General features: G+C 66.9%; 19 protein-coding genes. 18 read left to right on the forward strand and 1 reads right to left on the reverse strand.

The window, feature by feature from the left end; all coding sequences use genetic code 11:
• Positions 1-10: 10 nt before the first annotated feature.
• Positions 11-2,422, reverse strand: coding sequence for a penicillin-binding protein 1A (locus AC1RL8_RS22240; RefSeq protein WP_492686182.1), 2,412 nt, complete (start codon positions 2,420-2,422; stop codon positions 11-13).
• A gap of 251 nt (positions 2,423-2,673) precedes the next feature.
• Here AC1RL8_RS22240 and AC1RL8_RS22245 point away from each other — a divergent pair, with 251 nt between their 5' ends.
• From AC1RL8_RS22245 to AC1RL8_RS22330, 18 genes are all read left to right on the forward strand, one after another.
• A complete protein-coding gene (locus AC1RL8_RS22245; RefSeq protein ID WP_062471776.1) occupies positions 2,674-3,753 on the forward strand; it encodes a pilus assembly protein PilM in 1,080 nt (359 codons plus the stop codon).
• Complete coding sequence (locus AC1RL8_RS22250) at positions 3,750-4,370, forward strand: PilN domain-containing protein (protein ID WP_492686181.1); 621 nt, start codon at positions 3,750-3,752, stop codon at positions 4,368-4,370. The genes AC1RL8_RS22245 and AC1RL8_RS22250 overlap by 4 nt, the downstream gene beginning before the upstream one ends.
• A gap of 6 nt (positions 4,371-4,376) precedes the next feature.
• On the forward strand, positions 4,377-5,057 hold the full coding sequence (locus AC1RL8_RS22255; protein ID WP_070059947.1) for a type IV pilus inner membrane component PilO: 681 nt from the start codon (positions 4,377-4,379) through the stop codon (positions 5,055-5,057).
• Positions 5,054-5,596: a pilus assembly protein PilP gene (locus tag AC1RL8_RS22260; RefSeq protein WP_492686180.1), complete on the forward strand. Its 543-nt coding sequence runs from the start codon at positions 5,054-5,056 to the stop codon at positions 5,594-5,596. Before AC1RL8_RS22255 ends, AC1RL8_RS22260 begins: the two co-directional genes overlap by 4 nt.
• A complete protein-coding gene (locus AC1RL8_RS22265) occupies positions 5,593-7,743 on the forward strand; it encodes a type IV pilus secretin PilQ (protein WP_492686179.1) in 2,151 nt (716 codons plus the stop codon). Before AC1RL8_RS22260 ends, AC1RL8_RS22265 begins: the two co-directional genes overlap by 4 nt.
• 23 nt (positions 7,744-7,766) lie before the next feature.
• On the forward strand, positions 7,767-8,315 hold the full coding sequence (locus AC1RL8_RS22270) for a shikimate kinase (protein WP_062471759.1): 549 nt from the start codon (positions 7,767-7,769) through the stop codon (positions 8,313-8,315).
• 33 nt (positions 8,316-8,348) lie between these two features.
• The gene (gene aroB / locus AC1RL8_RS22275; RefSeq protein WP_492686178.1) at positions 8,349-9,473 is read left to right on the forward strand and encodes a 3-dehydroquinate synthase; all 1,125 of its coding nucleotides are present in this window, start codon (positions 8,349-8,351) and stop codon (positions 9,471-9,473) included.
• Complete coding sequence (locus AC1RL8_RS22280; protein WP_390346394.1) at positions 9,470-10,606, forward strand: deoxyguanosinetriphosphate triphosphohydrolase; 1,137 nt, start codon at positions 9,470-9,472, stop codon at positions 10,604-10,606. Before aroB ends, AC1RL8_RS22280 begins: the two co-directional genes overlap by 4 nt.
• Positions 10,603-11,883 carry an MFS transporter gene (locus AC1RL8_RS22285; RefSeq protein ID WP_492686177.1) on the forward strand — a complete coding sequence of 427 codons (1,281 nt, stop codon included), beginning with the start codon at positions 10,603-10,605 and terminating at the stop codon, positions 11,881-11,883. Before AC1RL8_RS22280 ends, AC1RL8_RS22285 begins: the two co-directional genes overlap by 4 nt.
• Complete coding sequence (locus tag AC1RL8_RS22290) at positions 11,880-12,455, forward strand: DUF1415 domain-containing protein (RefSeq protein WP_492686176.1); 576 nt, start codon at positions 11,880-11,882, stop codon at positions 12,453-12,455. Before AC1RL8_RS22285 ends, AC1RL8_RS22290 begins: the two co-directional genes overlap by 4 nt.
• A gap of 14 nt (positions 12,456-12,469) precedes the next feature.
• Complete coding sequence (locus tag AC1RL8_RS22295) at positions 12,470-13,351, forward strand: class I SAM-dependent methyltransferase (protein WP_159278667.1); 882 nt, start codon at positions 12,470-12,472, stop codon at positions 13,349-13,351.
• Positions 13,352-13,380: 29 nt separating this feature from the next.
• Entirely contained in the window at positions 13,381-14,082 is a 702-nt protein-coding gene (locus AC1RL8_RS22300) for a transposase (RefSeq protein WP_492686175.1), read from the forward strand.
• 178 nt (positions 14,083-14,260) lie between these two features.
• Positions 14,261-19,006 carry a glutamate synthase-related protein gene (locus AC1RL8_RS22305; protein ID WP_307695401.1) on the forward strand — a complete coding sequence of 1,582 codons (4,746 nt, stop codon included), beginning with the start codon at positions 14,261-14,263 and terminating at the stop codon, positions 19,004-19,006.
• 35 nt (positions 19,007-19,041) lie between these two features.
• Positions 19,042-20,520 (forward strand): glutamate synthase subunit beta, encoded by a 1,479-nt coding sequence (locus tag AC1RL8_RS22310; protein WP_070059939.1) that lies wholly within the window; start codon positions 19,042-19,044, stop codon positions 20,518-20,520.
• Positions 20,521-20,586: 66 nt separating this feature from the next.
• Entirely contained in the window at positions 20,587-21,450 is an 864-nt protein-coding gene (locus tag AC1RL8_RS22315) for an ABC transporter ATP-binding protein (protein WP_070059938.1), read from the forward strand.
• On the forward strand, positions 21,447-22,229 hold the full coding sequence (gene mlaE, locus AC1RL8_RS22320) for a lipid asymmetry maintenance ABC transporter permease subunit MlaE (RefSeq protein ID WP_062471733.1): 783 nt from the start codon (positions 21,447-21,449) through the stop codon (positions 22,227-22,229). The genes AC1RL8_RS22315 and mlaE overlap by 4 nt, the downstream gene beginning before the upstream one ends.
• Before the next feature lie 41 nt (positions 22,230-22,270).
• Positions 22,271-22,759 carry an outer membrane lipid asymmetry maintenance protein MlaD gene (gene mlaD / locus AC1RL8_RS22325; protein ID WP_062471729.1) on the forward strand — a complete coding sequence of 163 codons (489 nt, stop codon included), beginning with the start codon at positions 22,271-22,273 and terminating at the stop codon, positions 22,757-22,759.
• Positions 22,756-23,505 carry an MlaA family lipoprotein gene (locus tag AC1RL8_RS22330; protein ID WP_492686174.1) on the forward strand — a complete coding sequence of 250 codons (750 nt, stop codon included), beginning with the start codon at positions 22,756-22,758 and terminating at the stop codon, positions 23,503-23,505. The genes mlaD and AC1RL8_RS22330 overlap by 4 nt, the downstream gene beginning before the upstream one ends.
• Positions 23,506-23,657 lie beyond the last annotated feature (152 nt).

A 23,657-nucleotide genomic window follows, 5' to 3' on the forward strand; every position in this document is an offset into this window, starting at 1 on the left:
TCTTTCTCGATCAGTTCCTGAACAGGTCGAGGATGCGGTTGCGCTCCTCGGGCGGCGCAGGCGCGCTGATCGCCGGGCCACTCAGGGCTTCGGCCGGTGCCACCGGCGCGGAGGATTCCACGCCCAGGCTCGACACGCCGCGGCCCGGCGCGTAGTCGTCGTAGTACCACTCGCCGCCGACGCTCACGATGCCCGAAGGCGGCGTGGTCGACAGGTCGGTCACGGGCACGCCCTTGAGGGCGGTTTCCATGTAGTTGATCCAGATCGGCAGGCTCAGGCCGCCGCCTGTTTCGCGGTCGCCCAGGTTGCGCGGCGTGTCGTAGCCGATCCAAGAGATCGCCGTCATGGTGGGCTGGAAGCCCGCGAACCAGGCGTCGAGCGAGTCGTTGGTGGTGCCGGTCTTGCCGTAGAGGTCGGGGCGCTTGAGCATCGCCTGCGCCTTCGCGGCCGTGCCGGCGCGCGTGATGGACTGCAGCAGCGTGTCCATGATGAAGGCGTTGCGCTGCGGAATGGCGCGCGAGGCTTCATTGAGCAGCGGCGGCTGGACGTCGACCAGCACGCGGTCCTTGTGGTCGGTGACGCGGGTCACGAGGTACGGGTTCACGCGGTAGCCGCCGTTGGCGAACACCGAGTAGCCCACGGCCATCTGCATCGGCGTGACGGCACCGGCACCGAGCGCCATCGGCAGGTAGGCGGGGTGCTTGTCCTTGTCGAAGCCGAAGTTGGTGATCCAGTCTTGCGCGTAGCGCGTGCCGATGGATTGCAGGATGCGGATCGACACGAGGTTGCGCGACTTCATCAGCGCGGTGCGCATCGACATCGGACCGTCGAAGCCGCCGCCGTAGTTCTTGGGCTCCCAGGGCTGGCCGCCAGTGGTGCCGGCGTCGAAGAACAGCGGGCCGTCGTTGATGACCGTGGCGGGGGTGAAGCCCTTTTCGAGCGCCGCCGAGTAGATGAAGGGCTTGAAGCTCGAACCCGGCTGGCGCCACGCCTGCGTGACGTGGTTGAACTTGTTCTTGCCGAAGTCGAAACCGCCGACCAGCGCCTTGATGGCGCCGTCGCGCGGGTCCATGGCCACGAACGCGCCTTCCACTTCGGGCAGCTGGGTGATTTCCCAGGTGTTCTTGGGCGTCTTCGCGACGCGGATCACGGCGCCGCGGCGGATCTTGATGTTGGGCGGTGCCTTGTCCGACAGGCCGGACTGCGCAGGCTTGAGGCCGTCGCCTGTGATTTGCACGGCGTCGCCGTTGGCGCGGATGGCCTGGATCTCCTTGGTCGTGGCCTTGAGCACCACGGCCGCCATCACGTCGCCGTTGTCGGGGTGGTCGTTCAGCACGTCGTCTACCGCCTCGTCGAGCTCCTTGGGGTCGTTCGGCAGGTCGATGAACTTCTCGGGGCCGCGGTACACCTGACGGCGCTCGTAATCCATGATGCCCTTGCGCAGCGCCTTGTAGGCAGCCGCCTGGTCGGCCGCGACCAGCGAGGTGTAGACCTTGAGGCCGCGCGTGTAGGTGCTGTCGCCGTACTGGGCGTACATCAGCTGGCGCACGGTTTCGGCCACGTACTCGGCGTGCAGGCGGTTCGGGTCGGCGGCGTCGCGCAGGTGCAGCTCTTCCTTTTTGGCCTCGGCCGCCTGCTCGGCGGTGATGAAGCCGGCCTCCTGCATGCGATCGATCACGTAGAACTGGCGGCCGCGTGCGCGCTGCGGGTTGTTGACCGGATTGTTCGCGCCGGGCGCCTTCGGCAGGCCGGCGAGCATGGCGGCCTGGGCGATCGTCATCTCGGACAGCGGCTTGCCGAAATAGGCTTCGGAAGCGGCCGCAAAACCGTAGGCGCGGTTGCCGAGGTAGATCTGGTTCAGGTAGATCTCGAAGATCTGGTCCTTCGTGAGCAGGTGCTCCAGCTTGAAGGTCAGCAACACCTCGTAGATCTTGCGGGTCAGCGTCTTCTCGGAGCTCAGGTAGACGTTGCGGGCCACCTGCATCGTGATGGTGGAGGCGCCCTGGCTCTTCACGCGGTTCAGGTTGGCGAGGCCGGCGCGCACCAGCCCCTTGTAGTCGACGCCGCCGTGGTCATAGAAGCGGGCGTCTTCGGCGGCCAGGACGGCGTCCTTCACCACTTTTGGGATCGCGGCGATGGGAGTGAGGTTGCGTCGCTCTTCCCCGAACTCGCCGATCTGCGTGCCTTCGGCGGAGAACACGCGCAGCGGCAGCTTGGGGCGGTAGTCGGAGAGTTCCGAGATATCCGGCAGGTTGGGATAGGCCACTGCCAGGGCCACGGCCACCACGCACAGGATGGAAAGCAGGCCCGCCGCAGCGATGCCCGCCCCCCAGAACACGAAACGCAACAGCCATTTCAGCCAGAAGGGGCGTTCGGGTGGAGGAGTCTTGGCGCGCCCTTTCGGGCTGGAAGTTTCTTGCATGGGGGCCCGGAGAGTCACCGGACATTATAAAAAGCCGCCCCCTCGGCGCCTCCGGATCTTTGTTACCTCGCGCATTCCCTCTCCAGGGGCTAAGCAGAAAGTTACAGAATGCGGCTTTGACGTCACGTTTTGACAACGGTTGTCGGTTCCGGGCTTTCTGCACGCTTGGTGGGCGCTGTGCCTGCTGCTAGCATGCAACCGAACGCATATTTTTCCATTGGTTACAAATAACAGGGGGAGAGGGACCTAACTTGGCTGCTCTTGGATCATTGTTTCGTCGTCAGAACGCCCCCCTGCTGGGACTGGACGTCAGTTCGTCCAGCGTGAAGCTGGTGGAGCTCGGCCGTGAGGCCAGCGGCAAGCTGGTCCTGGAGCGCTGCGCCATCGAACCGCTCGAACGCGGCTGGATCACCGACGGCAACGTCGAGAAATTCGACGAAGTCGCCGAAGCCGTGCGCCGTGTCGTGCGCAAGAGCGGCACCAAGACCCGCAACGTGGCGCTGGCGCTGCCGCCCTCGGCGGTCATCACCAAGAAGATCATTCTCCCGGGCGGCATGAGCGAGCAGGAGCTCGAGATCCAGGTCGAATCCGAAGCCAACCAGTACATCCCGTTCTCGCTCGATGAAGTGAGCCTCGACTTCTGCGTAACGGGGCCGAGCACGACCTCCGTCGGCGACGTGGAAGTGCTGATCGCCGCCTCCCGCAAGGAGAAGGTGCAGGACCGCGAGGGCCTGGCGGAAGCCGCGGGCCTGAAGGCCATGATCCTCGACGTCGAGTCGTATGCCTCGCGCCTCGCAACCGCGCGCCTGATCGAGCAACTGCCGGGCAAGGGCGTGGACGCCATCGTGGCGCTGTTCGAAGTCGGTGCCTTCACGACCAGCATGCAGGTGCTGCGCAACCAGGAAGTGCTGTACGACCGCGACCAGGCCTTCGGCGGCGCTCAATTGAGCCAGCTGATCGTGCGCCAGTACGGTTTTTCCGCCGAGGAAGCCGAAGCCAAGAAGCGCAGCGGCGACCTGCCCGACGACTACGGCTCGGGCGTGCTCAAGCCCTTCGTCGAAAGCATCGCGCAGGAAATCGCACGGGCGCTGCAGTTCTTCTTCACCAGCACGCCGCACAACCGCGTCGACTACGTGCTGCTGGCCGGTGGTTCGTCGTCGCTGCCGGGGCTGACCAATGCCGTGACCCGCCAGACCTCTTTTGCCTGCTCGCTCGTGAATCCGTTCGACGGCATGGACTTCGGCCCCAGCATCCGCGAGAAGAAGGTCCGTCGCGAAGCGCCTTCCTATCTGACCTCCTGCGGCCTGGCCATGCGGAGGTTCCTGCAGTGATCCTGATCAATCTGCTTCCGCACCGCGAAGCCGCGCGCAAGCGCCGCCGCGAGGCTTTCTACGGCACCCTGGGTGGTGCCGCGCTGCTGGGCGCCCTGATCGCCGGCCTCGGTTACCTGTGGTTCGAGGCCCAGATTTCGGTTCAGCAATCGAAGAACGGTTTCCTTCAGGCCGAGATCAAGAAGCTCGAAGTCGAGATCAAGGAAATCTCGACGCTGCAGGAAGAAATCGCAGCCTTGCGCGCGCGCCAGCTGGCCGTGGAAGACCTGCAAGGCGACCGCAATCTGCCCGTGCACCTGCTCAACGAACTCGTCCGGCAACTGCCCGACGGCGTCTACCTCACCAGCATGAAGCAGGAGAACCAGACCGTGACCCTGCAAGGCATGGCGCAGTCGAACGAGCGCGTGTCGGAACTGCTGCGCAACCTCGGCAACAACAGCCCCTGGCTGGTGAAGCCCGAGCTGGTCGAAATCACCTCGGCCAACGTGAACCTGAGCCAGCGCGACCAGCGCCGCGTGGCGAACTTCACGATGCGCATCGGCCTCAAGCGGCCCACCGACGCCCAGAAGGCGGAGGCCGAGAAGGCCTTGGCCGCCAAGGCGCAGGCGAAGGGGTAATCGATCATGGCCATCAGCAACCGATCCCTCCCCAAAGTCGACGTCGCCACCGCATTGCGCAACTTCGGCGACCAGTTCCGCGGACTGAATCCGAACGATCCTTCCATGTGGCCGGCGGTGCCGCGCTACGCGCTGTGCTTGGCCGTGTCCGCGCTGGTGTTGGCGGGCCTGTGGTTTGTCTGGCTCACGAACTCCAACGACGAACTCGAAGCCGAGCGCGCCAAGGAAGTCACGCTCCGGACCGACTACCAGAAGAAAGTGGCGCAAGCCGCCAACCTCGACCTGCTGAAGAAGCAGCGCGAGCAGGTGCAGCAGTACGTGATCCTGCTCGAGAAGCAACTGCCCAGCAAGGCGGAAATGGACGCACTGCTCTCCGACATCAACCAGGCGGGCCTCGGCCGCAGCCTGCAGTTCGAACTGTTCCGTCCGGGCCAGGTGTCGGTCAAGGACTACTACGCCGAGCTGCCGATCGCCGTGCGCGTCACGGGCCGCTACCACGACATGGGCGCCTTCGCGGCCGACGTGGCCAGCCTGTCGCGCATCGTGACGCTCAACAACGTGACCGTCACACCGCAGAAGGACAAGGACGTGCTGACGATGGACGCCACCGCGCGCACCTACCGCTACCTCGACGAAGACGAGCGGGCCGCCCAGAAACGCGCCACGGCGCCGAAGGCGAAGAAATGAAGCCGGTCGCCAAAGTCCTGTGGCTGGCACTGGCCGCGCTGGGCCTGAGCGCCTGCGGCGATTCCGACCAGGAAGACCTGCAGCGTTGGATGGTCGAGCAGCGCGCGCAGGTGAAGCCCTCTGTGCCGCCGATCTCCGAACCCAAGAAGTTCACGCCGCAGGCCTACACCGAGGCGTCGTCGTTCGAGCCCTTCAACATGCTGAAGCTGACCCAGGCGCTGCGCCGGGAGTCGAACCAGCCGAGCACGTCCGAGCTGATCGCGCCGGAGCTGGCGCGCCGCAAGGAAGCCCTCGAAGCGTTCCCGCTCGACACGATGGCGATGGTCGGCAGCATGAACCGCAACGGCCAGCCGGTGGCGCTCGTGCGTGTGGACAAGCTGCTCTACAAGGTGCGCGTCGGCGAATACCTGGGGCTCAACTACGGGCGCATCACCCGTATCAACGAAACCGAAGTCGCCCTGCGCGAGATCGTGCAGGACGCCGCGGGCGAATGGATCGAACGCGTAGCCACGCTGCAGTTGCAAGAGAGTGCGAAATGAACCATAAAAAATCAACGATGGCACAGTGGCTGCGCGCCGCCGGGCTGGGTCTGCTGGCTTTCGGTGCCCTGGCCGTCGCCCATGCGCAAAACGCGATCGAGTCGGTGACGAGCTCGACCCAGTCGGGCGCGGAAGTGATCCGCATCGACCTGGCGCAGCCGCTCACTGCCGTGCCCGCCGGGTTCTCGGTGCAGACGCCGGCGCGCATCGCGCTGGACTTCCCGGGTGTGACGAACGCCATCGGGCGTTCGGCCATCGAGGTGAACCAGGGCAACCTGCGCTCGGTCAACGTGGTGCAGGCCGGTGACCGCAGCCGCGTGGTGCTGAACCTGAAGCAGGCCACGGCGTACAAGGCCGAGATCCAGGGCAAGTCGCTGCTGGTGGTGCTCGAGCCGGTGGCTGGCACGGCGCTCGCCGCTTCCGCGGCGACCACTTTCGCCGAGAACCGCAACCGCGACACGCTGCCGTTGCGCGACGTCGATTTCCGCCTTGGCGCCGACAACACCGGCCGCGTGCTGGTCGACCTGCCGAACAACCAGGTCGGCGTCGACGTGAAGCAGCAGGGCAAGAGCCTGGTCGTGGAATTCACCAAGTCGACGCTGCCCGAAGGCCTGCGCCGCCGCCTCGACGTGGCCGATTTCGGTACGCCGGTGCAACTGATCACCTCGCAGCAATCGGGCGATCGCGTGCGCATGACGATCGATGCCAAGGGCGACTGGGAGCACAGCGCCTACCAGAGCGAGAACCAGTTCGTGGTGGAAGTCCGCGCGCGCAAGGTCGACCCGAGCAAGCTCACGCAAGGCGTCGGCTACAACGGCGAGAAGCTGTCGCTCAACTTCCAGAACATCGAGATCCGCTCGCTGCTGCAGGTGATTGCCGACTTCACGAACTTCAACATCGTGACCTCGGACTCGGTCAGCGGCGCACTGACACTGCGGCTGAAGGATGTGCCCTGGGACCAGGCGCTCGACATCATCATGCAGGCGAAGAACCTGGGCATGCGCAAGAACGGCAGCGTGCTGTGGATCGCGCCCAAGGACGAGATCAACGCCAAGGAAAAGCTCGAGTTCGAAGCCAAGGCGGCGATCGAGAACCTGGAGCCGCTGCGCACGCAGTCGTTCCAGCTGAACTACACGAAGGCCATTGCCATTGCGCAGGGCCTGACGGGGACTGGTGCATCGGCGGGTGGCGGCGGTGGTGGTGGCGGCGGCGCGACCTCGCGCATCCTGAGCCCCCGCGGCAGCGTGATCGCCGAATCGCGGACCAACCAGCTGTTCGTGTCCGACATTCCCTCGCGCCTGGCCCAGGTCACCGACCTGATCCAGAAGCTGGACATTCCCGTCCGCCAGGTGCTGATCGAAGCGCGCATCGTGGAAGCCTCCGACACCTTCGGCAAGTCGCTCGGCGTGCGGATGGGCGGCGGTATCTCCCGCGAACGCGTCGCGTCGGCCAACGGCAATCCCGCCTACGGCACCTTCGGCGTCATGCCTGCCACCACCAACGGCGGCGGCGTCGGCGGCGCAGCAGCCACCTGGACCAACTCCAACTTCATCAACCTGCCCGCCGGCGACGCTGGCGGCACCGGCAACGCCGCAGGCACCTTCGCGATCTCGCTGTTCAACTCGAGCTTGTCGCGCATGCTGAACCTCGAAATCTCGGCCCTCGAAGCCGATGGCAAGGGCAAGCTGGTCTCCAGCCCCCGCGTCATCACGGCCGACCAGACCAAGGCGCTGATCGAGCAGGGCGAGGAAATCCCCTACCAGCAGGCCACCTCCAGCGGCGCGACCTCGATCTCGTTCCGCAAGGCGGTGCTCAAGCTTGAAGTCACGCCGCAGATCACGCCCGAAGGCAACATCATCCTCACGCTGGACGTGAGCAAGGACGCCCGCGGCGTCAACACCTCGGCGGGCCCGGCCATCAACACCAAGCACGTGCAGACCGAGGTGCTGGTCGAGAACGGCGGCACGGTCGTCATCGGTGGTATCTTCGAGCTCACCGAAACCAATGACGAATCGCGCGTGCCGGTGCTGGGTGAAATCCCCTACATGGGGGCATTGTTCCGCAAGCGCGAACGCGTTGCCAACAAGACCGAAATGCTCGTCTTTATCACCCCGAAGATGATTACCGACCGCAACGCCGCGCGCTGACGCGCGGGCGTAGCAGCCACCGCGTGGCGGTCGCACTTGTCGGGTTGCCCGGCGCCGGAAAGTCCGCAGTGGGCCGGCGACTGGGCGCTCGGCTGAACACTCCCTTCATCGACACCGATCATGTGATCGAGCAGCGCATCGGCTGCACGATCCGTGATTTCTTCGACCGCGAGGGCGAAGCCGCCTTCCGCGACATCGAGCAGGCGGTCATCGCCGACCTGGCCGCCCACCCCCATGGCGTGCTGGCGACCGGCGGTGGCGCCGTGCTGCGCGAGGCCAATCGGCAGCAGCTGCGCGACCATTTCCACGTCATCTACCTGCGTTCCTCGCCCGAAGACCTGTTCCGGCGCCTGCGCCACGACGTCAAGCGCCCGCTCCTGCAGGTGGCCGACCCGCTCGGCAGGCTGCGCGAGTTGCACGATGCACGCGACCCGTTCTACCGGGAAACGGCCCATGACGTGGTCGACACCGGCCGGCCGTCGATCGCGGTGCTGGTCAACCTCATCGTGATGCAGCTCGAGCTGGCCGGGGTGGTCGAACCCGGCGCCCATCCGGAAGAGCCCTCGGACTGACCCCGACAGGCCCGAGCGCCTAAACTCGCGGCCATGTCCCTGTCTGTTTCGCCCGCACTTTCCGCCCCGCCAAAGCCCGAACGCGTCGAGATCCAGCTCGGCGAGCGCAGCTACCCGATCCTGATCGGCGGTGGCCTGCTGGAAGACCCCGTCAGCTTCGGTGTCGTTCCCGCGGCTGCCAGCGCGCTGATCGTCAGCAACACCACCGTGGCGCCGCTCTACGCCCAGGCCTTGCGGACCGTGCTGGCCAAGCGCTTTCGCACGGTCCACCTGCTCGAGTTGCCCGACGGCGAGGCATACAAGAACCTCGAGACCCTCAACCTGATCTTCGACGCCCTGCTGGGCCACGGCAGTGACCGCAAGACGGTGCTGTTCGCGCTCGGCGGCGGGGTGGTGGGCGACATGACCGGCTTCGCCGCCGCCAGCTACATGCGCGGCGTGCCCTTCGTGCAGGTGCCGACCACGCTGCTGGCGCAGGTCGATTCCTCGGTGGGCGGCAAGACGGCCATCAACCACCCGCTGGGCAAGAACATGATCGGCGCGTTCTACCAGCCGCAGCTCGTGCTGTGCGACCTGGACACGCTGCAGACGCTGCCCCCGCGTGAACTGAGCGCCGGTCTGGCCGAGGTCATCAAGTACGGCCCGATCTATGACATGGCCTTCTTCGACTGGATCGAGTCGAACATCGAAGCGCTGGTGGCGCGCGACCCGGCCGCGCTGGCCCATGCCGTGAAGCGCAGCTGCGAGATCAAGGCGCTGGTGGTCGGCCAGGACGAGCGCGAGACCGGCCTGCGGGCCATCCTCAACTTCGGCCACACCTTCGGCCATGCCATCGAGTCGGGCCTGGGCTACGGCGAGTGGCTGCACGGCGAAGCCGTCGGCTGCGGCATGGTCATGGCGGCGCAGCTGTCGCAGCGGCTCGGCGGCGTCGACGCGGCCTTTGTCGCGCGGCTCACCCGCCTGATCGAGCGCGCCGGCCTGCCCACCGTGGGACCGGCGCTGGGCGCCGAGCGCTACCTGGAGCTGATGCGCGTCGACAAGAAATCGGAAGCCGGCGAGATCCGCTTCGTGGTGATCGACCGACCCGGCTCCGCCGTCGTGCGCAGCGCGCCCGATGCGATGGTGCGCGACGTGCTCGCGCAGTGCTGCGTGGCATGAGCCTTGCGGCGTACGCCTGCCACCCCGCGCGCTCGCGCGGACGGCGCCACGCGGAGCCGCCCGCGCCCACGCGCGACGCCTTCCAGCGCGATCGCGACCGCATCGTCCATTCCACCGCCTTCCGCCGGCTGGTCTACAAGACCCAGGTGTTCCTGAACCATGAAGGCGACCTGTTCCGTACGCGGCTCACGCATTCGCTCGAAGTCGCGCAGTTGGGCCGCTCCATCGCGCGCGCGCTGCGGCTCAACGAAGACCTGGTCGAGGCGATCGCGCTGGCCCATGACCTGGGCCACACACCCTTCGGCCACGCGGGCCAGGACGCGCTCAACGCCTGCATGGCCGAGCACGGCGGCTTCGAGCACAACTTGCAGAGCCTGCGCGTGGTCGATGCGCTGGAGCACCGCTACCCGCAGTACGACGGCTTGAACCTCAGCTTCGAGACCCGCGAAGGCATCCTCAAGCATTGCTCGCGCGCTAACGCCGAACGCATTGAAGCCGCCGAGCCGCAGGGCGTGGCGCGCCGCTTTCTCGACCGCACGCAGCCGGGGCTGGAGGCGCAGCTGTGCAACCTGGCCGACGCCATCGCATACAACGCGCACGACATCGACGACGGCGTGCGCTCGGGCCTCATCAGCGTCGAGCAGCTGGCCGATGTCGAGCTGTTCGAGTGCTACCGCCGCGAAGCGCTGGCCGAGCATCCGCACCTGCAGGGCCAAGGCCGGCGCGTGCTCTATGAAACCATCCGCCGCATGCTCAGCGCGCAGGTCTACGACGTGATCGACACGACGCGCGCGGCCATCGAGGCGCTGGCGCCCGCCGATGCCGACGCCGTGCGCCAGGCGTCACCGCTGGTGGCCTTCAGCGGCGTCATGCAGGCGCAGTCGGAGGCGCTCAAGCAGTTCTTGTTCCGCAACCTCTACCGCCACCCGCAGGTCACGCAGACCACCGACCAGGCGAGCGAGGTCGTGCGCGGGCTGTTCGACGCCTACCTGGCGCGCGGCACCGAGATGCCCGCCTCGTACGCCGAGCGCCGCGACCGGCACCGCGCCGTGGCCGACTACATCGCCGGCATGACCGACCGCTTCGCCATGCGCGAGCACGAACGGCTGACCGGCCGCCGGGGCATCGCATGACGGCGGCCGTGCGCTCGAACAGCGCGTTGACCCGCGTGCCGACCGCGGCCTTCGCCGTCGTGCTGGGCGGCGTCAGTGCCGCGCTGCACCTGGGCAAGCTGCCGCCCGCCGTGCCGGCGCTGCAGGCGTCGCTGGGCATCGACCTGGTCGAGGCGGGCTTCCTGCTCTCGCTGGTCCAGGTCGCGAGCATGACGCTCGGGCTGCTGGCCGGGCTCGCGGCCGATTCCATCGGTCTGCGGCGCAGCATGCTCGTCGGGCTGGCGGTGCTGACGACGGCCAGCCTGCTCGGAGGCGCCGTCGGCGCTGGCCTGCTGGGCGGGTCGCATGCGGTGCTGTGGCTGTTCATGCTGCGCGCGGCCGAAGGCATCGGTTTCCTGATGGCGGTGATGCCCGGTCCGGGACTCATTCGCGCACTCACGCCAGCGGGCGCCGACAAGGCCGCGCTGGGCCTGTGGGGCGCCTACATGCCGCTCGGCGTGGCGCTTGCGCTGCTCATCGGTCCGGCCCTGATCGGCTGGGGCGGGTGGGCTGATTGGTGGTGGACACTGTCGCTGGTGTCGGCGGGAGCGGCACTCTGGGTGTGGCTGGCGGTGCCGCGCGACCGGCCCCGCGTGGTCGGCGCGAGCTTGCAGCCCGCATCCTCCGGATGGGCGTCGCGGCTGCGCGAGACGGTCGGCGCGCGCGCGCCGTGGCTGGTCGCGTTGACCTTCGCCGTGTACTCATCCCAGTGGATGGCCGTGATCGGTTTCCTGCCCGCCATCTATGCCGACGCCAAGGTGCCGGCCGCCTGGAGCGCGGTGCTGACCGCGCTGGCCGCGGCGATGAACATCGTCGGCAACCTCATGGGCGGCCGCTGGCTGCAGCGCGGCGTGGCGCCCGAGCGCCTGCTGCAATGGGGTTTCCTGACCATGGCGCTGGGCGGCGTCGCCGCCTTCGCGCAGGTGGGGCAGGGCGCCGACGCGCTGGGCCTGCCGCCCGCGCTGCGCTATGCCGCGATCTGCGCCTTTTCACTCGGCGGCGGCATGGTGCCGGCCACGCTGTTCCTGTTGGGCGTGCGGCTGGCGCCGGGGCCGAGCACCGTCTCGACCACCGTTGGCCTGATGCAGCAGGCGTCGTCGCTCGGCCAGTTCTTGGCGCCGCCGGCGGTGGCCTGGCTGGCGCATCGCGTCGGTGGCTGGCACTGGACCTGGACCGCCACGCTGGCCTGCTCGCTCGCCGGCATGGCGGTCGCCGCGCGCCTCGGGCGCATCCGCCGACTGACGGAGGCCACGGCATGAGCGACCCGACGGTCATCGACGCCGCGCAGGCCGAAGCCGACACCCGCCGCTGGCTCGAACGCGCCGTGATCGGCCTCAACCTGTGCCCCTTCGCCAAGGCGGTGCATGTGAAGGGGCAGATCCACTACGTCACCTACCTCGACACCCACGAAGGCCGCCTCATCGATGCGCTGCTGGCCGAGGCCCGCGCGCTCGTGGCGCTCGATGCCGAGGTGCGCGACACCACCTTGCTGATCGTCCCTCACGCGCTGGCGGACTTTCTCGACTTCAACGATTTCACCGAGCGCGCCGAGCGCAAGCTCGCCCGCGCGGGCTTCGACGGCGTGCTGCAGCTCGCCAGCTTCCATCCGCATTTCCAGTTCGCCGGCACCGAGGCCGACGACATCACCAACGCCACCAACCGCGCGCCGTACCCCACGCTGCACCTGCTGCGCGAAGACAGCGTGGACCGCGCGGTCGAGGCCTTTCCCGAGGCCGAGGCGATCTTCGAGCGCAACATCGAGACGCTCGAAGCCCTGGGCCCTGACGGCTGGACCGCGCTCGACGTCGGCCCGGGAAGCGCCACGCCATGAACAACAAGAACACCATGCCCCGTCCCGCGAAAGCCCACCCCACCAACAAGGCTGCGAAGGCCGAAGCCGAGCTGGCCGAAGTCCTGCGGCCGGGCCAGTCCGTCGAGCTCCTCAAGGAGCTGCACATCCTCACGCGCGAAGGCCGGCTCAACCAGGATTCGCGACGCAAGCTCAAGCAGGTCTACCACCTGTTCCAGTTCATCGAGCAGCTGCTGCGCGAGCTGCCGGGCGAGGGCGCCGAGGCCACGCTGGCCGACCATGGGGCGGGCAAGTCGTACCTCGGCTTCATCATCTACGACCTGTTCTTCCGCGCGCGGCAGGGCGGGCATGTCTACGGCATCGAGACGCGCAGCGAGCTGGTCGAGCGCTCCCGCGCGCTGGCGCAGCAGCTGGGCTTCGGGCGCATGTCGTTCCTGAACCTCACCGTGGCCGAGTCGGCGCAGGCGAGCGAGCTGCCGGCGCAGATCGACGTGGTCACCGCGCTGCACGCCTGCGACACCGCCACCGACGACGCCATCGCCTTCGGCCTGGCCAAGAAAGCGCGCTGCATGGTGCTCGTGCCCTGCTGCCAGGCCGAAGTGGCGGCCTGCCTGCGCGAGACCAAGGCGCTGGCCCTGTCGCGCACGCCGCTGGCCGAGCTGTGGCGCCATCCGCTGCACACGCGCGAGATCGGCAGCCAGCTCACCAACGTGCTGCGCTGCCTGTACCTGGAAGCCAACGGCTACAGCGTGACGGTCACCGAGCTGGTCGGCTGGGAGCACAGCATGAAGAACGAGCTGATCCTGGCGCGCTACACCGGCCAGCGCAAGGCGAGTGCGGCGACGCGGTTGCGCGAGCTGCTGGCGCAGTTCGGGCTCGACACGCTGGGCGACACGCGCTTCCGCCTCGCCGATTGAGTGCCCGGACGGCGTCGTCCATCGTTCCCATGGCCCGTCTCCCCCGTCTCACGCTGGCCGGCATGCCGCACCACGTGATCCAGCGCGGCAACAACCGCCAGCCGATCTTCGTGGACCGTGCCGACCACGAGAAGCTGCTCGGCCTGCTGGCCGAGAATGCCGCGCGCTTCGGCATCGCGCTGCATGCCTACGTGCTGATGGACAACCATTTCCACCTGCTGGCCACGCCCGACAGTGCCACGGGCCTGCCGCAGTTCATGCAGTCGGTCGGGCGCAGCTACGTGCGCTACTTCAACGACCGCCACGGCCGCAGCGGCACCTTGTGGGAAGGACGCTACAGATCGACCCTGATCCAGACCGAGCGCTACCTGCTGACCTGCATGGCCTACATCGACCTGAATCCGGTACGCGCCGGCATGGTCGCCGAGGCGCGCGACTTCCCGTGGTCCAGCCACGGCCACTACGCCGGCTTGCGGCAGGACCGACTGCTGACGCCGCATCCGCTGTACTGGGAGCTCGGCAACACGCCCTTTGCGCGGGAGGCGGCGTATGCCGAACTGGTGCGTGGAGGCGTCCGCGCGGCCGATCAGCAGGCCCTGACCGAGGCCACCTTGCGCGGCTGGGCGGCCGGCGACGACGGTTTTCTGGACAGCCTGCAGAAGTCCACCGAGCGCCGCGTGATCAAGGCCAAGGCCGGCCGGCCGCCTGCGCCCGCCAAAGATCCAGACTGAAAGCGGCCGAAGGCCGCGCCCTTGTTGGGCGTTGTGCTGCTATTTTTAACGTGTCCCTAATTTAATTCTGACAAGAAAACTCAAGATTTAATGGGAATCTGACCCTCATTAAAGTGTTTGGCATTCTTTGTGCATCGCAATATGCTCCCTTTCCCTGCGAAAACTGAAGGAGCGCGCCATGACGACGGCTGCCGAGATTCAACACCTCCAAGAACACGGTCTGTATTCCGGTGCCGATGAGCACGACGCCTGCGGCGTCGGCTTCGTCGCCCACATCAAGGGCGAGAAGAGCCACGCCATCGTGCTGCAGGGCCTGAAGATCCTCGAGAACCTCGACCACCGCGGCGCCGTCGGCGCCGACAAGCTGATGGGCGACGGCGCGGGCATCCTGATCCAGCTGCCCGACCTGCTGTACCGCGAAGAAATGGCCAAGCAGGGCGTCACGCTGCCCCCGCCGGGCGAATACGGCGTCGGCATGATCTTCCTGCCGAAGGAACACGCCTCCCGCGAAGCCTGCGAACAAGAGATGGAACGCGCCATCAAGGCCGAAGGCCAGGTGCTGCTCGGCTGGCGCGACGTGCCGGTCAACCGCGACATGCCCATGTCGCCCACCGTGCGCGAAAAGGAACCGCTGCTGCGCCAGATCTTCATCGGCCGCGGCAACGACGTGATCGTGCAGGACGCGCTGGAGCGCAAGCTGTACGTGATCCGCAAGACCGCCAGCGCCAACATCCAGCGCCTGAAGCTCAAGCACAGCAAGGAATACTACGTTCCGAGCATGTCCAGCCGCACCGTGGTCTACAAGGGCCTGCTGCTGGCCGACCAGGTCGGTACCTACTACCTCGACCTGCAGGACAAGCGTTGCGTCTCGGCCCTCGGCCTGGTGCACCAGCGCTTCTCGACCAACACCTTCCCCGAGTGGCCGCTGGCCCACCCGTACCGTTATGTCGCCCACAACGGCGAAATCAACACGGTCAAGGGCAACTACAACTGGATGAAGGCGCGCGAAGGCGTGATGTCGTCGCCCGTGCTGGGCGCCGACCTGCAGAAGCTCTACCCGATCAGCTTCGCCGGCCAGTCCGACACCGCCACCTTCGACAACTGCCTCGAGCTGCTGACGATGGCCGGCTACCCCATCAGCCAGGCCGTGATGATGATGATTCCCGAGCCCTGGGAACAGCACGCCACCATGGACACGCGCCGCCGCGCGTTCTACGAATACCACGCTGCCATGCTCGAGCCGTGGGACGGCCCGGCCTCCATCGTGTTCACCGACGGCCGCCAGATCGGCGCCACGCTCGACCGCAACGGCCTGCGCCCCTCGCGCTACTGCGTGACCGACGACGACCTGGTCATCATGGCCTCCGAGTCGGGCGTGCTGCCCGTGCCCGAGCAGAAGATCGTGCGCAAGTGGCGCCTGCAGCCCGGCAAGATGTTCCTCATCGACCTGGAGCAGGGCCGCATGATCGACGACGAGGAGGTCAAGGCCACCCTCGCCAACAGCAAGCCCTACAAGCAGTGGATCGAGAACCTGCGCATCAAGCTCGACAGCGTCAAGGCCGAGCCGGCCGCGATCCCCGTGAGCCAGGTGGCGCTGCTCGACCGCCAGCAGGCCTTCGGCTACACCCAGGAAGACATCAAGTTCCTGATGAGCCCGATGGCGCAGGCCGGCGAAGAAGGCATCGGCTCCATGGGCAACGACAGCCCGCTGGCCGTGCTCTCCAGCAAGAACAAGCCGCTGTACAACTACTTCAAGCAGCTGTTCGCGCAGGTGACCAACCCGCCGATCGACCCGATCCGCGAAGCGATCGTGATGTCGCTGGTGTCCTTCATCGGCCCCAAGCCGAACCTGCTGGACATCAACCAGGTCAACCCGCCGATGCGGCTCGAAGTGAGCCAGCCCATTCTCGACTTCGCCGACATGGCGAAGCTGCGCGACATCGGCCGCTACACGCAAGGCAAGTTCAAGAGCTACGTGCTCGACATCACCTACCCGCTGGGCTGGGGCGATGAAGGCGTCGAAGCCAAGCTGGCCTCGCTGTGCGCCGAAGCCGTGGATGCCATCAAGGGCGGCCACAACATCCTGATCGTGAGCGACCGCGGCGTGGGCCCGACGCAAGTGGCGATCCCCGCCGTGCTGGCGCTGTCGGCCGTGCACCAGTACCTCGTGCGCGAAGGTTTGCGCACCACCGCCGGCCTCGTGGTCGAAACCGGTTCGGCGCGCGAAGTGCATCACTTCGGCGTGCTCGCCGGCTACGGCGCCGAAGCCGTGCACCCGTACCTCGCGATGGAAACGCTGGCGGCCATGCACGCCGACCTGCCGGGCGACCTGAGCGCCGACAAGGCGGTCTACAACTACGTCAAGGCCATCGGCAAGGGCCTGTCGAAGATCATGTCGAAGATGGGTGTCAGCACCTACATGAGCTACTGCGGCGCGCAGCTCTTCGAAGCCATCGGCCTGAACACCGAGACGGTGAACAAGTACTTCACCGGCACCGCCAGCCGCGTGGAAGGCATCGGCGTCTTCGAGATCGCCGAGGAAGCCATCCGCATGCACAAGGCCGCCTTCGGCGACGACCCCGTGCTCGCCCACATGCTGGACGCCGGCGGCGAATACGCCTGGCGCACGCGCGGCGAAGAGCACATGTGGACGCCCGACGCCATCGCCAAGCTGCAGCACAGCACGCGCTCCAACAACTGGAACACGTACAAGGAATACGCGCAGCTCATCAACGACCAGAACCGCCGCCATCTCACGCTGCGCGGCCTGTTCGAGTTCAAGATCGACCCGGCCAAGGCCATTCCGGTCGACGAGGTCGAAGCGGCTGCCGAAATCGTCAAGCGCTTCGCCACCGGCGCGATGTCGCTGGGCTCGATCAGCACCGAGGCGCACGCCACGCTCGCCATTGCCATGAACCGCATCGGCGGCAAGAGCAACACGGGCGAAGGCGGTGAAGACCCGGCACGCTACCGCAACGAGCTGAAGGGCATCCCGATCAAGCAGGGCGACACGCTCAAGAGCGTGATCGGCGCGGCCAACGTCGAGGTCGACCTGCCGCTGAACGACGGCGACTCGCTGCGTTCGCGCATCAAGCAGGTCGCGTCGGGCCGCTTCGGTGTCACCGCCGAGTACCTGCACTCGGCCGACCAGATCCAGATCAAGATGGCGCAAGGTGCCAAGCCGGGCGAGGGCGGTCAGCTGCCCGGCGGCAAGGTCACCGAGTACATCGGCAAGCAGCGCTATGCCGTGCCGGGCGTGGGCCTCATCTCGCCGCCGCCGCACCACGACATCTACTCGATCGAGGACCTGGCCCAGCTCATCCACGACCTGAAGAACACCGCGCCGCACGCGAGCATCAGCGTGAAGCTGGTGAGCGAAATCGGCGTTGGCACCATCGCTGCAGGCGTGGCCAAGTGCAAGAGCGACCACGTCGTGATCGCCGGCCATGACGGCGGCACGGGCGCTTCGCCCTGGTCGTCGATCAAGCATGCGGGCAGCCCGTGGGAAATCGGCCTGGCCGAAACGCAGCAGACGCTGGTGCTCAACCGCCTGCGCAGCCGCATCCGCGTGCAGGCCGACGGCCAGATGAAGACCGGCCGCGACGTCGCCATCGGCGCGCTGCTGGGCGCGGACGAATTCGGCTTTGCGACCGCGCCGCTGGTGGTCGAGGGCTGCATCATGATGCGCAAATGCCACCTGAACACCTGCCCGGTGGGTGTGGCCACGCAGGACCCGGTGCTGCGCAAGAAGTTCTCGGGCAAGCCCGAGCACGTCGTCAACTACTTCTTCTTCGTTGCCGAAGAAGTGCGCCAGATCATGGCCCAGCTGGGCATCCGCAAGTTCGACGACCTGATCGGCCGCGCCGACCTGCTCGACATGCGCAAGGGCATCGAGCACTGGAAGGCCTCGGGCCTGGATTTCAGCCGCCTGTTCGCGCTGCCGATCGTGCCGGCCGACGTGCCGCGTTTCCATGTCGAGAACCAGGACCACGGCCTCGAGCGCGCCCTGGACGTGAAGCTCATCGAGAAGTCGCGTCCCGCCATCGACAAGGGCGAGAAGGTCCAGTTCATCGAAGTGGCGCGCAACGTCAATCGCTCGGTGGGCGCGATGCTCTCGGGCGCGCTGACCAAGGTGCATCCGCAAGGCCTGCCCGACGACTCGATCCGCATCCAGCTCGAAGGCACGGGCGGCCAGTCGTTCGGCGCCTTCCTGGCACGCGGCATCACGCTGTACCTGATCGGCGACGCCAACGACTACACCGGCAAGGGCCTCTCGGGCGGCCGCGTGGTGGTGCGCCCCAGCCTCGACTTCCGCGGTGAAGCTGCGCGCAACACCATCGTCGGCAACACCGCGCTGTACGGCGCGACCACCGGCGAGGCCTACCTGTGCGGCGTGGCCGGCGAGCGTTTCGCAGTGCGCCTCTCGGGTGCCACGGCGGTCATCGAAGGCACCGGCGACCACGGCTGCGAATACATGACCGGCGGCACGGTGGCCGTGCTCGGCAAGACGGGCCGCAACTTCGCGGCCGGCATGAGCGGCGGCGTCGCTTTCGTCTATGACGAAGACGGCCAGTTCGCCTCGCGCTGCAACCTCTCGATGGTGTCGCTCGACAAGGTGCTCACCTCGGCCGAGCAGACCGCCAGCGTGCATCGCAAGATCTGGCACGGCGGCGAGACCGACGAAGCGCAGCTCAAGAAGCTGCTCGAAGAGCACCACCGCTGGACCGGCAGCAAGCGCGCGCGCGAGCTGCTCGACAACTGGGCCGAGTCGCGCACCAAGTTCGTCAAGGTGTTCCCGAACGAGTACAAGCGCGCCCTGGCCGAATTGCACGACCGCCAGGTCGAGCTGGCCAGCAGCGGCAACAACGCCCATGTGGGGCTCGAGCCGCACGCACTGGCCGCGCCCGCCACGGCCGCCGTCTGAGCGCGCCATAGATACGAAGAACAGAGGAAAGCACGATGGGAAAGATCACCGGCTTCATGGAGCATGAGCGCATCGAAGAGGGCTACAAGCCTGTCGAAGAGCGCGTCAAGCACTACAAGGAATTCGTCGTCGGCCTGAACACCGACCAGGCCAAGGTGCAGGGCGCACGTTGCATGGACTGCGGCACGCCGTTCTGCAACAGCGGCTGCCCGGTCAACAACATCATTCCGGACTTCAACGACCTCGTGTACCGCGACGATTGGCAGAACGCCTTCGCGGTGCTCGACTCGACCAACAACTTCCCCGAGTTCACCGGCCGCATCTGCCCCGCGCCCTGCGAGGCGGCCTGCGTGCTCAACGTGAACGACGACGCGGTCGGCATCAAGTCGCTGGAACACGCGATCATCGACCGCGCCTGGGACGAAGGCTGGGTGGCGCCGCGCGTCGCCAAGCACAAGACCGGCAAGAAGGTCGCCGTGGTGGGCTCCGGCCCGGCCGGCATGGCCGCCGCGCAGCAACTGGCGCGCGCCGGCCACGACGTCACGCTGTTCGAGAAGAACGACCGTGTCGGTGGCCTGCTGCGCTACGGCATCCCCGACTTCAAGATGGAGAAGTCGCACATCGACCGCCGCGTCGAGCAGATGAAGGCCGAGGGCGTGACCTTCCGCACCGGCGTGATGGTCGGCGCCGCCAAAGACCCGCTGGGCAAGGGCTCCAAGGTCACCAACCTGGCCAAGGAAACCGTCACGCCCGAGCAGCTGCAGAAAGACTTCGACGCCGTGGTGCTCACCGGCGGCGCCGAGCAGTCGCGCGACCTGCCGGTGCCCGGCCGCGATCTCGACGGCATCCACTTCGCGATGGAGTTCCTGCCGCAGCAGAACCGCGTCAACGCAGGCGACAAGGTCAAGGGCCAGCTGCGCGCCGAAGGCAAGCACGTCATCGTCATCGGCGGCGGCGACACCGGCTCCGACTGCGTGGGCACCAGCAACCGCCACGGCGCCGTGAGCGTCACGCAGTTCGAACTGATGCCGCAGCCGCCGGAAGAAGAGAACCGTCCGCTGACCTGGCCCTACTGGCCGATCAAGCTGCGCACCAGCTCCAGCCACGAAGAAGGTTGCGAGCGCGAGTTCGCCATCTCGACCAAGGAGTTCATCGGCGAGAAGGGCAAGGTCACCGGCCTGAAGACCGTGCGCGTCGAGTGGAAGGACGGCAAGATGCAGGAAGTGCCCGGCAGCGAGCAGATCCTCAAGGCCGACCTGGTGCTGCTGGCGATGGGCTTCATCAGCCCCGTGGCCACCGTGCTCGACGCCTTCGGTGTCGAGAAGGACGCCCGCGGCAACGCGCGCGCCACGGTCGACTTCATCGGCGGCTATGCCACCAATGTGCCCAAGGTGTTCGCCGCAGGTGACATTCGCCGCGGCCAATCGCTGGTGGTGTGGGCAATTCGCGAGGGCCGTCAAGCGGCGCGTTCGGTCGACGAATTTTTGATGGGATTCAGCGACTTACCGCGCTGATTTTTGTTTCATTTGAAGCGGCGCCGTTCGCGGCCCCGTTATCATCCGCGGAAACCGCATGCCGGGATGCCTGAGAAGGCGCCCGGCTTTTTTATTGAGATGGACCCAGCCACACCCACGTCTTCCTCCTTCGTCGAATTCCGCGATGTCACGTTCGGCTACGGCGCGCGCGCGATCCTCGACGGCGTGTCGTTTTCCGTGCCGCGCGGCAAGGTGACGGCGTTGATGGGGGCATCGGGTGGCGGCAAGACCACCGTGCTGCGCCTCATCGGCGGCCAGCAGCGCGCCCAACGCGGCGAGGTGCTGTTCGACGGGAAGGATGTCGGCCACTTCGATGTCGCGACGCTGTATGCGGCGCGGCGCCGCATGGGCATGCTGTTCCAGTTCGGTGCGCTGTTCACCGACATCAGCGTGTTCGACAACGTGGCCTTTCCGTTGCGCGAGCACACGCAGCTGTCGGAAGCGCTGGTGCGCGACATCGTGCTCATGAAGCTCGACGCCGTCGGCCTGCGCGGCGCGCGCGACCTGATGCCCAGCGAGGTGTCGGGCGGCATGGCGCGGCGCGTGGCGCTGGCCCGCGCGATCGCGCTCGACCCCGACCTCGTGATGTACGACGAACCCTTCGCGGGGCTCGACCCGATCTCGCTCGGAACGGCCGCGCGGCTGATCCGCCAGCTCAACGATGCGCTCGGCCTCACCAGCATCATCGTGTCGCACGACCTCGAGGAAACCTTCCGCATCGCGGACCACGTGATCATCCTGGCCAACGGCGGCATCGCCGCGCAGGGGCGGCCCGATGAGGTGCGCGAGAGCGTCGATCCGCTGGTGCACCAGTTCGTCAATGCACTGCCTGACGGGCCGGTGCGCTTCCATTACCCGGGCGTCAGCATCGAAGACGACTTCGGCAATGGCGAAGGAGGGCGCTCATGACCTGGTGGAAGCCCGCCGACGTCGGCTTTGCCGTGCGCAGCCAACTGGCCGACATGGGCCACGCGGCCAAGCTGTTCCTGCGCCTGCTCGGCCCGGGCGCGCAGATCATGCGCCGCTTCGGGCTGGTGCGCGACCAGATCCATTTCCTGGGCAACTACTCGCTCGCCATCATCGGCGTGTCGGGCCTGTTCGTGGGCTTCGTGCTCGGACTGCAGATGTACTACGCGCTGCAGCGCTACGGCTCGTCCGAGGCGCTCGGCCTGCTGGTCGCGCTGAGCCTCGTGCGCGAACTCGGTCCCGTGGTGGCGGCCCTGCTGTTCACCGGCCGGGCCGGCACCTCGCTGACGGCCGAGATCGGTCTCATGAAAGCCAACGAGCAGTTGAGCGCCATGGAAATGATGGCGGTCGACCCGGTGCAGCGCATCCTCGCGCCGCGCTTCTGGGCCGGCGTCATCACCATGCCGCTGCTGGCGGCCGTGTTCAGCGCGGTCGGCATCATGGGCGGCTATGTCGTGGGCGTGCTGATGCTGGGCGTCGACCCGGGCGCGTTCTGGGGCCAGATGCAGGGCGGCGTCGATGTCTGGCGCGACGTCGGCAACGGCGTCATCAAGAGCATCGTGTTCGGTTTCACCGTGACCTTCGTCGCGTTGCTGCAGGGCTTCGAGGCCCAGCCGACGCCCGAGGGCGTGTCGCGCGCGACCACGCGCACCGTGGTGATGGCGTCGCTGGCGGTCTTGGGGCTCGATTTCCTGCTCACCGCCATGATGTTCAGTATCTAAAGGGCCCCTGGCTCCATCGTTCTAGACAGAGAGTGCAAACCATGCAACGTTCCACCAACGACATCTGGGTCGGCCTGTTCGTGCTGATCGGCGGCGCCGCATTGCTGTTCCTGGCGCTGCAGTCGGCCAACCTGCTGAGCCTGAACTTCCAGAAGACCTACACGGTCACCGCGCGTTTCGACAACATCGGCGGGCTCAAGCCCCAGACCGCGGTCAAGAGCGCTGGCGTGGTGGTCGGTCGTGTGGAATCCATCGCGTTCAACGACAAGGCCTTTCAGGCCGATGTGACGCTGGCGCTGCAAAACCGTTACAGTTTTCCCAAGGACAGCTCGCTCAAGATCCTGACCAGTGGCCTGCTCGGCGAGCAGTACATCGGCATCGAGGCGGGCGCCGAGGAAAAGAACCTGCAAGCCGGCGACACCATCACCGCGACCCAATCGGCCGTGGTGCTGGAGAACCTGATCAGCCAGTTCCTGTACAGCAAGGCCGCCGAGGGGAATACGGCGCCGGGAACAGCCAACAAGAAATGACCACACGACTTTTTTCGTCGACTGCTATTAAAAGTGTAGCTAGCTCCGCCCGTTGGGCCACCGCCACCGTCGGTTTCGCCCTTGTGGCCGGATGCGCCACCGGATCCGGCGCAAGCCCGACCGACCCCTTCGAGCCGTACAACCGCGGCATGACGCGCTTCAACGACACCGTCGACGAAGCCGTGCTGGAGCCCGTGGCCACCGCCTATCAGAACGTGGTGCCCTCGCTGGTGCGCCAGGGCGTGACCAACTTCTTCAGCAACCTCGGTGACATCTGGAGCCTGGCCAACAACGTGGCCCAGCTCAAGCTGCAGAACAGCGCCGAGACCTTCATGCGGCTGAACGTCAACACCTTCTTCGGCCTGGGCGGCCTGCTTGACGTCGCCTCCGAGGCGCGCCTGCCGCGCCACGAGGAAGATTTCGGCCAGACGCTGGGCTACTGGGGCGTGGGCGCCGGTCCGTACGTCGTGCTGCCGTTGCTCGGCCCCTCCACGCTGCGCGACACGATCGCCCGGCCGCTCGACATGTATGGTGACGCGCAGGGCCACATCCACGACATCGCCTGGCGAAATTCGCTGGCGGGCCTGCGTGTCGTGGACACCCGCTCGCGCTACCTGGGTGCCACCCGCCTGCTCGACGAAGCCGCGCTCGACAAGTACTCGTTCACGCGCGATGCCTTCCTGCAGCGCCGCCGCAACCAGGTCTACGACGGCAACCCGCCGGAAGACGACAACGCCGGCAAGTGACGGCAAAAGGGGGCGGACGGGGTGGTCCTGCTTGCATCCGGTTGCAAGGCTTCACCTCCGCTTCAGGAACCCGGTCGGCCTGGCGCCTGTCGAAACCGTTCCTGTCTCAGCACGGAGCCATTGGCTGCACCGTGCAGGGAAGACAATTCAAC

Source organism: Variovorax sp. GW822-FHT04E09, from assembly GCF_058800845.1.

What these genes read in the sequence shown, in the direction of transcription:
- AC1RL8_RS22240 (WP_492686182.1), bottom strand. Translation starts at nt 2,422, where the DNA reads ATGCAAGAAACTTCCAGCCCGAAAGGGCGCGCCAAGACTCCTCCACCC.
- AC1RL8_RS22255 (WP_070059947.1), top strand. Translation starts at nt 4,377, where the DNA reads ATGGCCATCAGCAACCGATCCCTCCCCAAAGTCGACGTCGCCACCGCA.
- AC1RL8_RS22260 (WP_492686180.1), top strand. Translation starts at nt 5,054, where the DNA reads ATGAAGCCGGTCGCCAAAGTCCTGTGGCTGGCACTGGCCGCGCTGGGC.
- AC1RL8_RS22265 (WP_492686179.1), top strand. Translation starts at nt 5,593, where the DNA reads ATGAACCATAAAAAATCAACGATGGCACAGTGGCTGCGCGCCGCCGGG.
- aroB (WP_492686178.1), top strand. Translation starts at nt 8,349, where the DNA reads ATGTCCCTGTCTGTTTCGCCCGCACTTTCCGCCCCGCCAAAGCCCGAA.
- AC1RL8_RS22280 (WP_390346394.1), top strand. Translation starts at nt 9,470, where the DNA reads ATGAGCCTTGCGGCGTACGCCTGCCACCCCGCGCGCTCGCGCGGACGG.
- AC1RL8_RS22285 (WP_492686177.1), top strand. Translation starts at nt 10,603, where the DNA reads ATGACGGCGGCCGTGCGCTCGAACAGCGCGTTGACCCGCGTGCCGACC.
- AC1RL8_RS22290 (WP_492686176.1), top strand. Translation starts at nt 11,880, where the DNA reads ATGAGCGACCCGACGGTCATCGACGCCGCGCAGGCCGAAGCCGACACC.
- AC1RL8_RS22295 (WP_159278667.1), top strand. Translation starts at nt 12,470, where the DNA reads ATGCCCCGTCCCGCGAAAGCCCACCCCACCAACAAGGCTGCGAAGGCC.
- AC1RL8_RS22300 (WP_492686175.1), top strand. Translation starts at nt 13,381, where the DNA reads ATGGCCCGTCTCCCCCGTCTCACGCTGGCCGGCATGCCGCACCACGTG.
- AC1RL8_RS22305 (WP_307695401.1), top strand. Translation starts at nt 14,261, where the DNA reads ATGACGACGGCTGCCGAGATTCAACACCTCCAAGAACACGGTCTGTAT.
- AC1RL8_RS22310 (WP_070059939.1), top strand. Translation starts at nt 19,042, where the DNA reads ATGGGAAAGATCACCGGCTTCATGGAGCATGAGCGCATCGAAGAGGGC.
- AC1RL8_RS22315 (WP_070059938.1), top strand. Translation starts at nt 20,587, where the DNA reads ATGCCTGAGAAGGCGCCCGGCTTTTTTATTGAGATGGACCCAGCCACA.
- mlaE (WP_062471733.1), top strand. Translation starts at nt 21,447, where the DNA reads ATGACCTGGTGGAAGCCCGCCGACGTCGGCTTTGCCGTGCGCAGCCAA.
- mlaD (WP_062471729.1), top strand. Translation starts at nt 22,271, where the DNA reads ATGCAACGTTCCACCAACGACATCTGGGTCGGCCTGTTCGTGCTGATC.
- AC1RL8_RS22330 (WP_492686174.1), top strand. Translation starts at nt 22,756, where the DNA reads ATGACCACACGACTTTTTTCGTCGACTGCTATTAAAAGTGTAGCTAGC.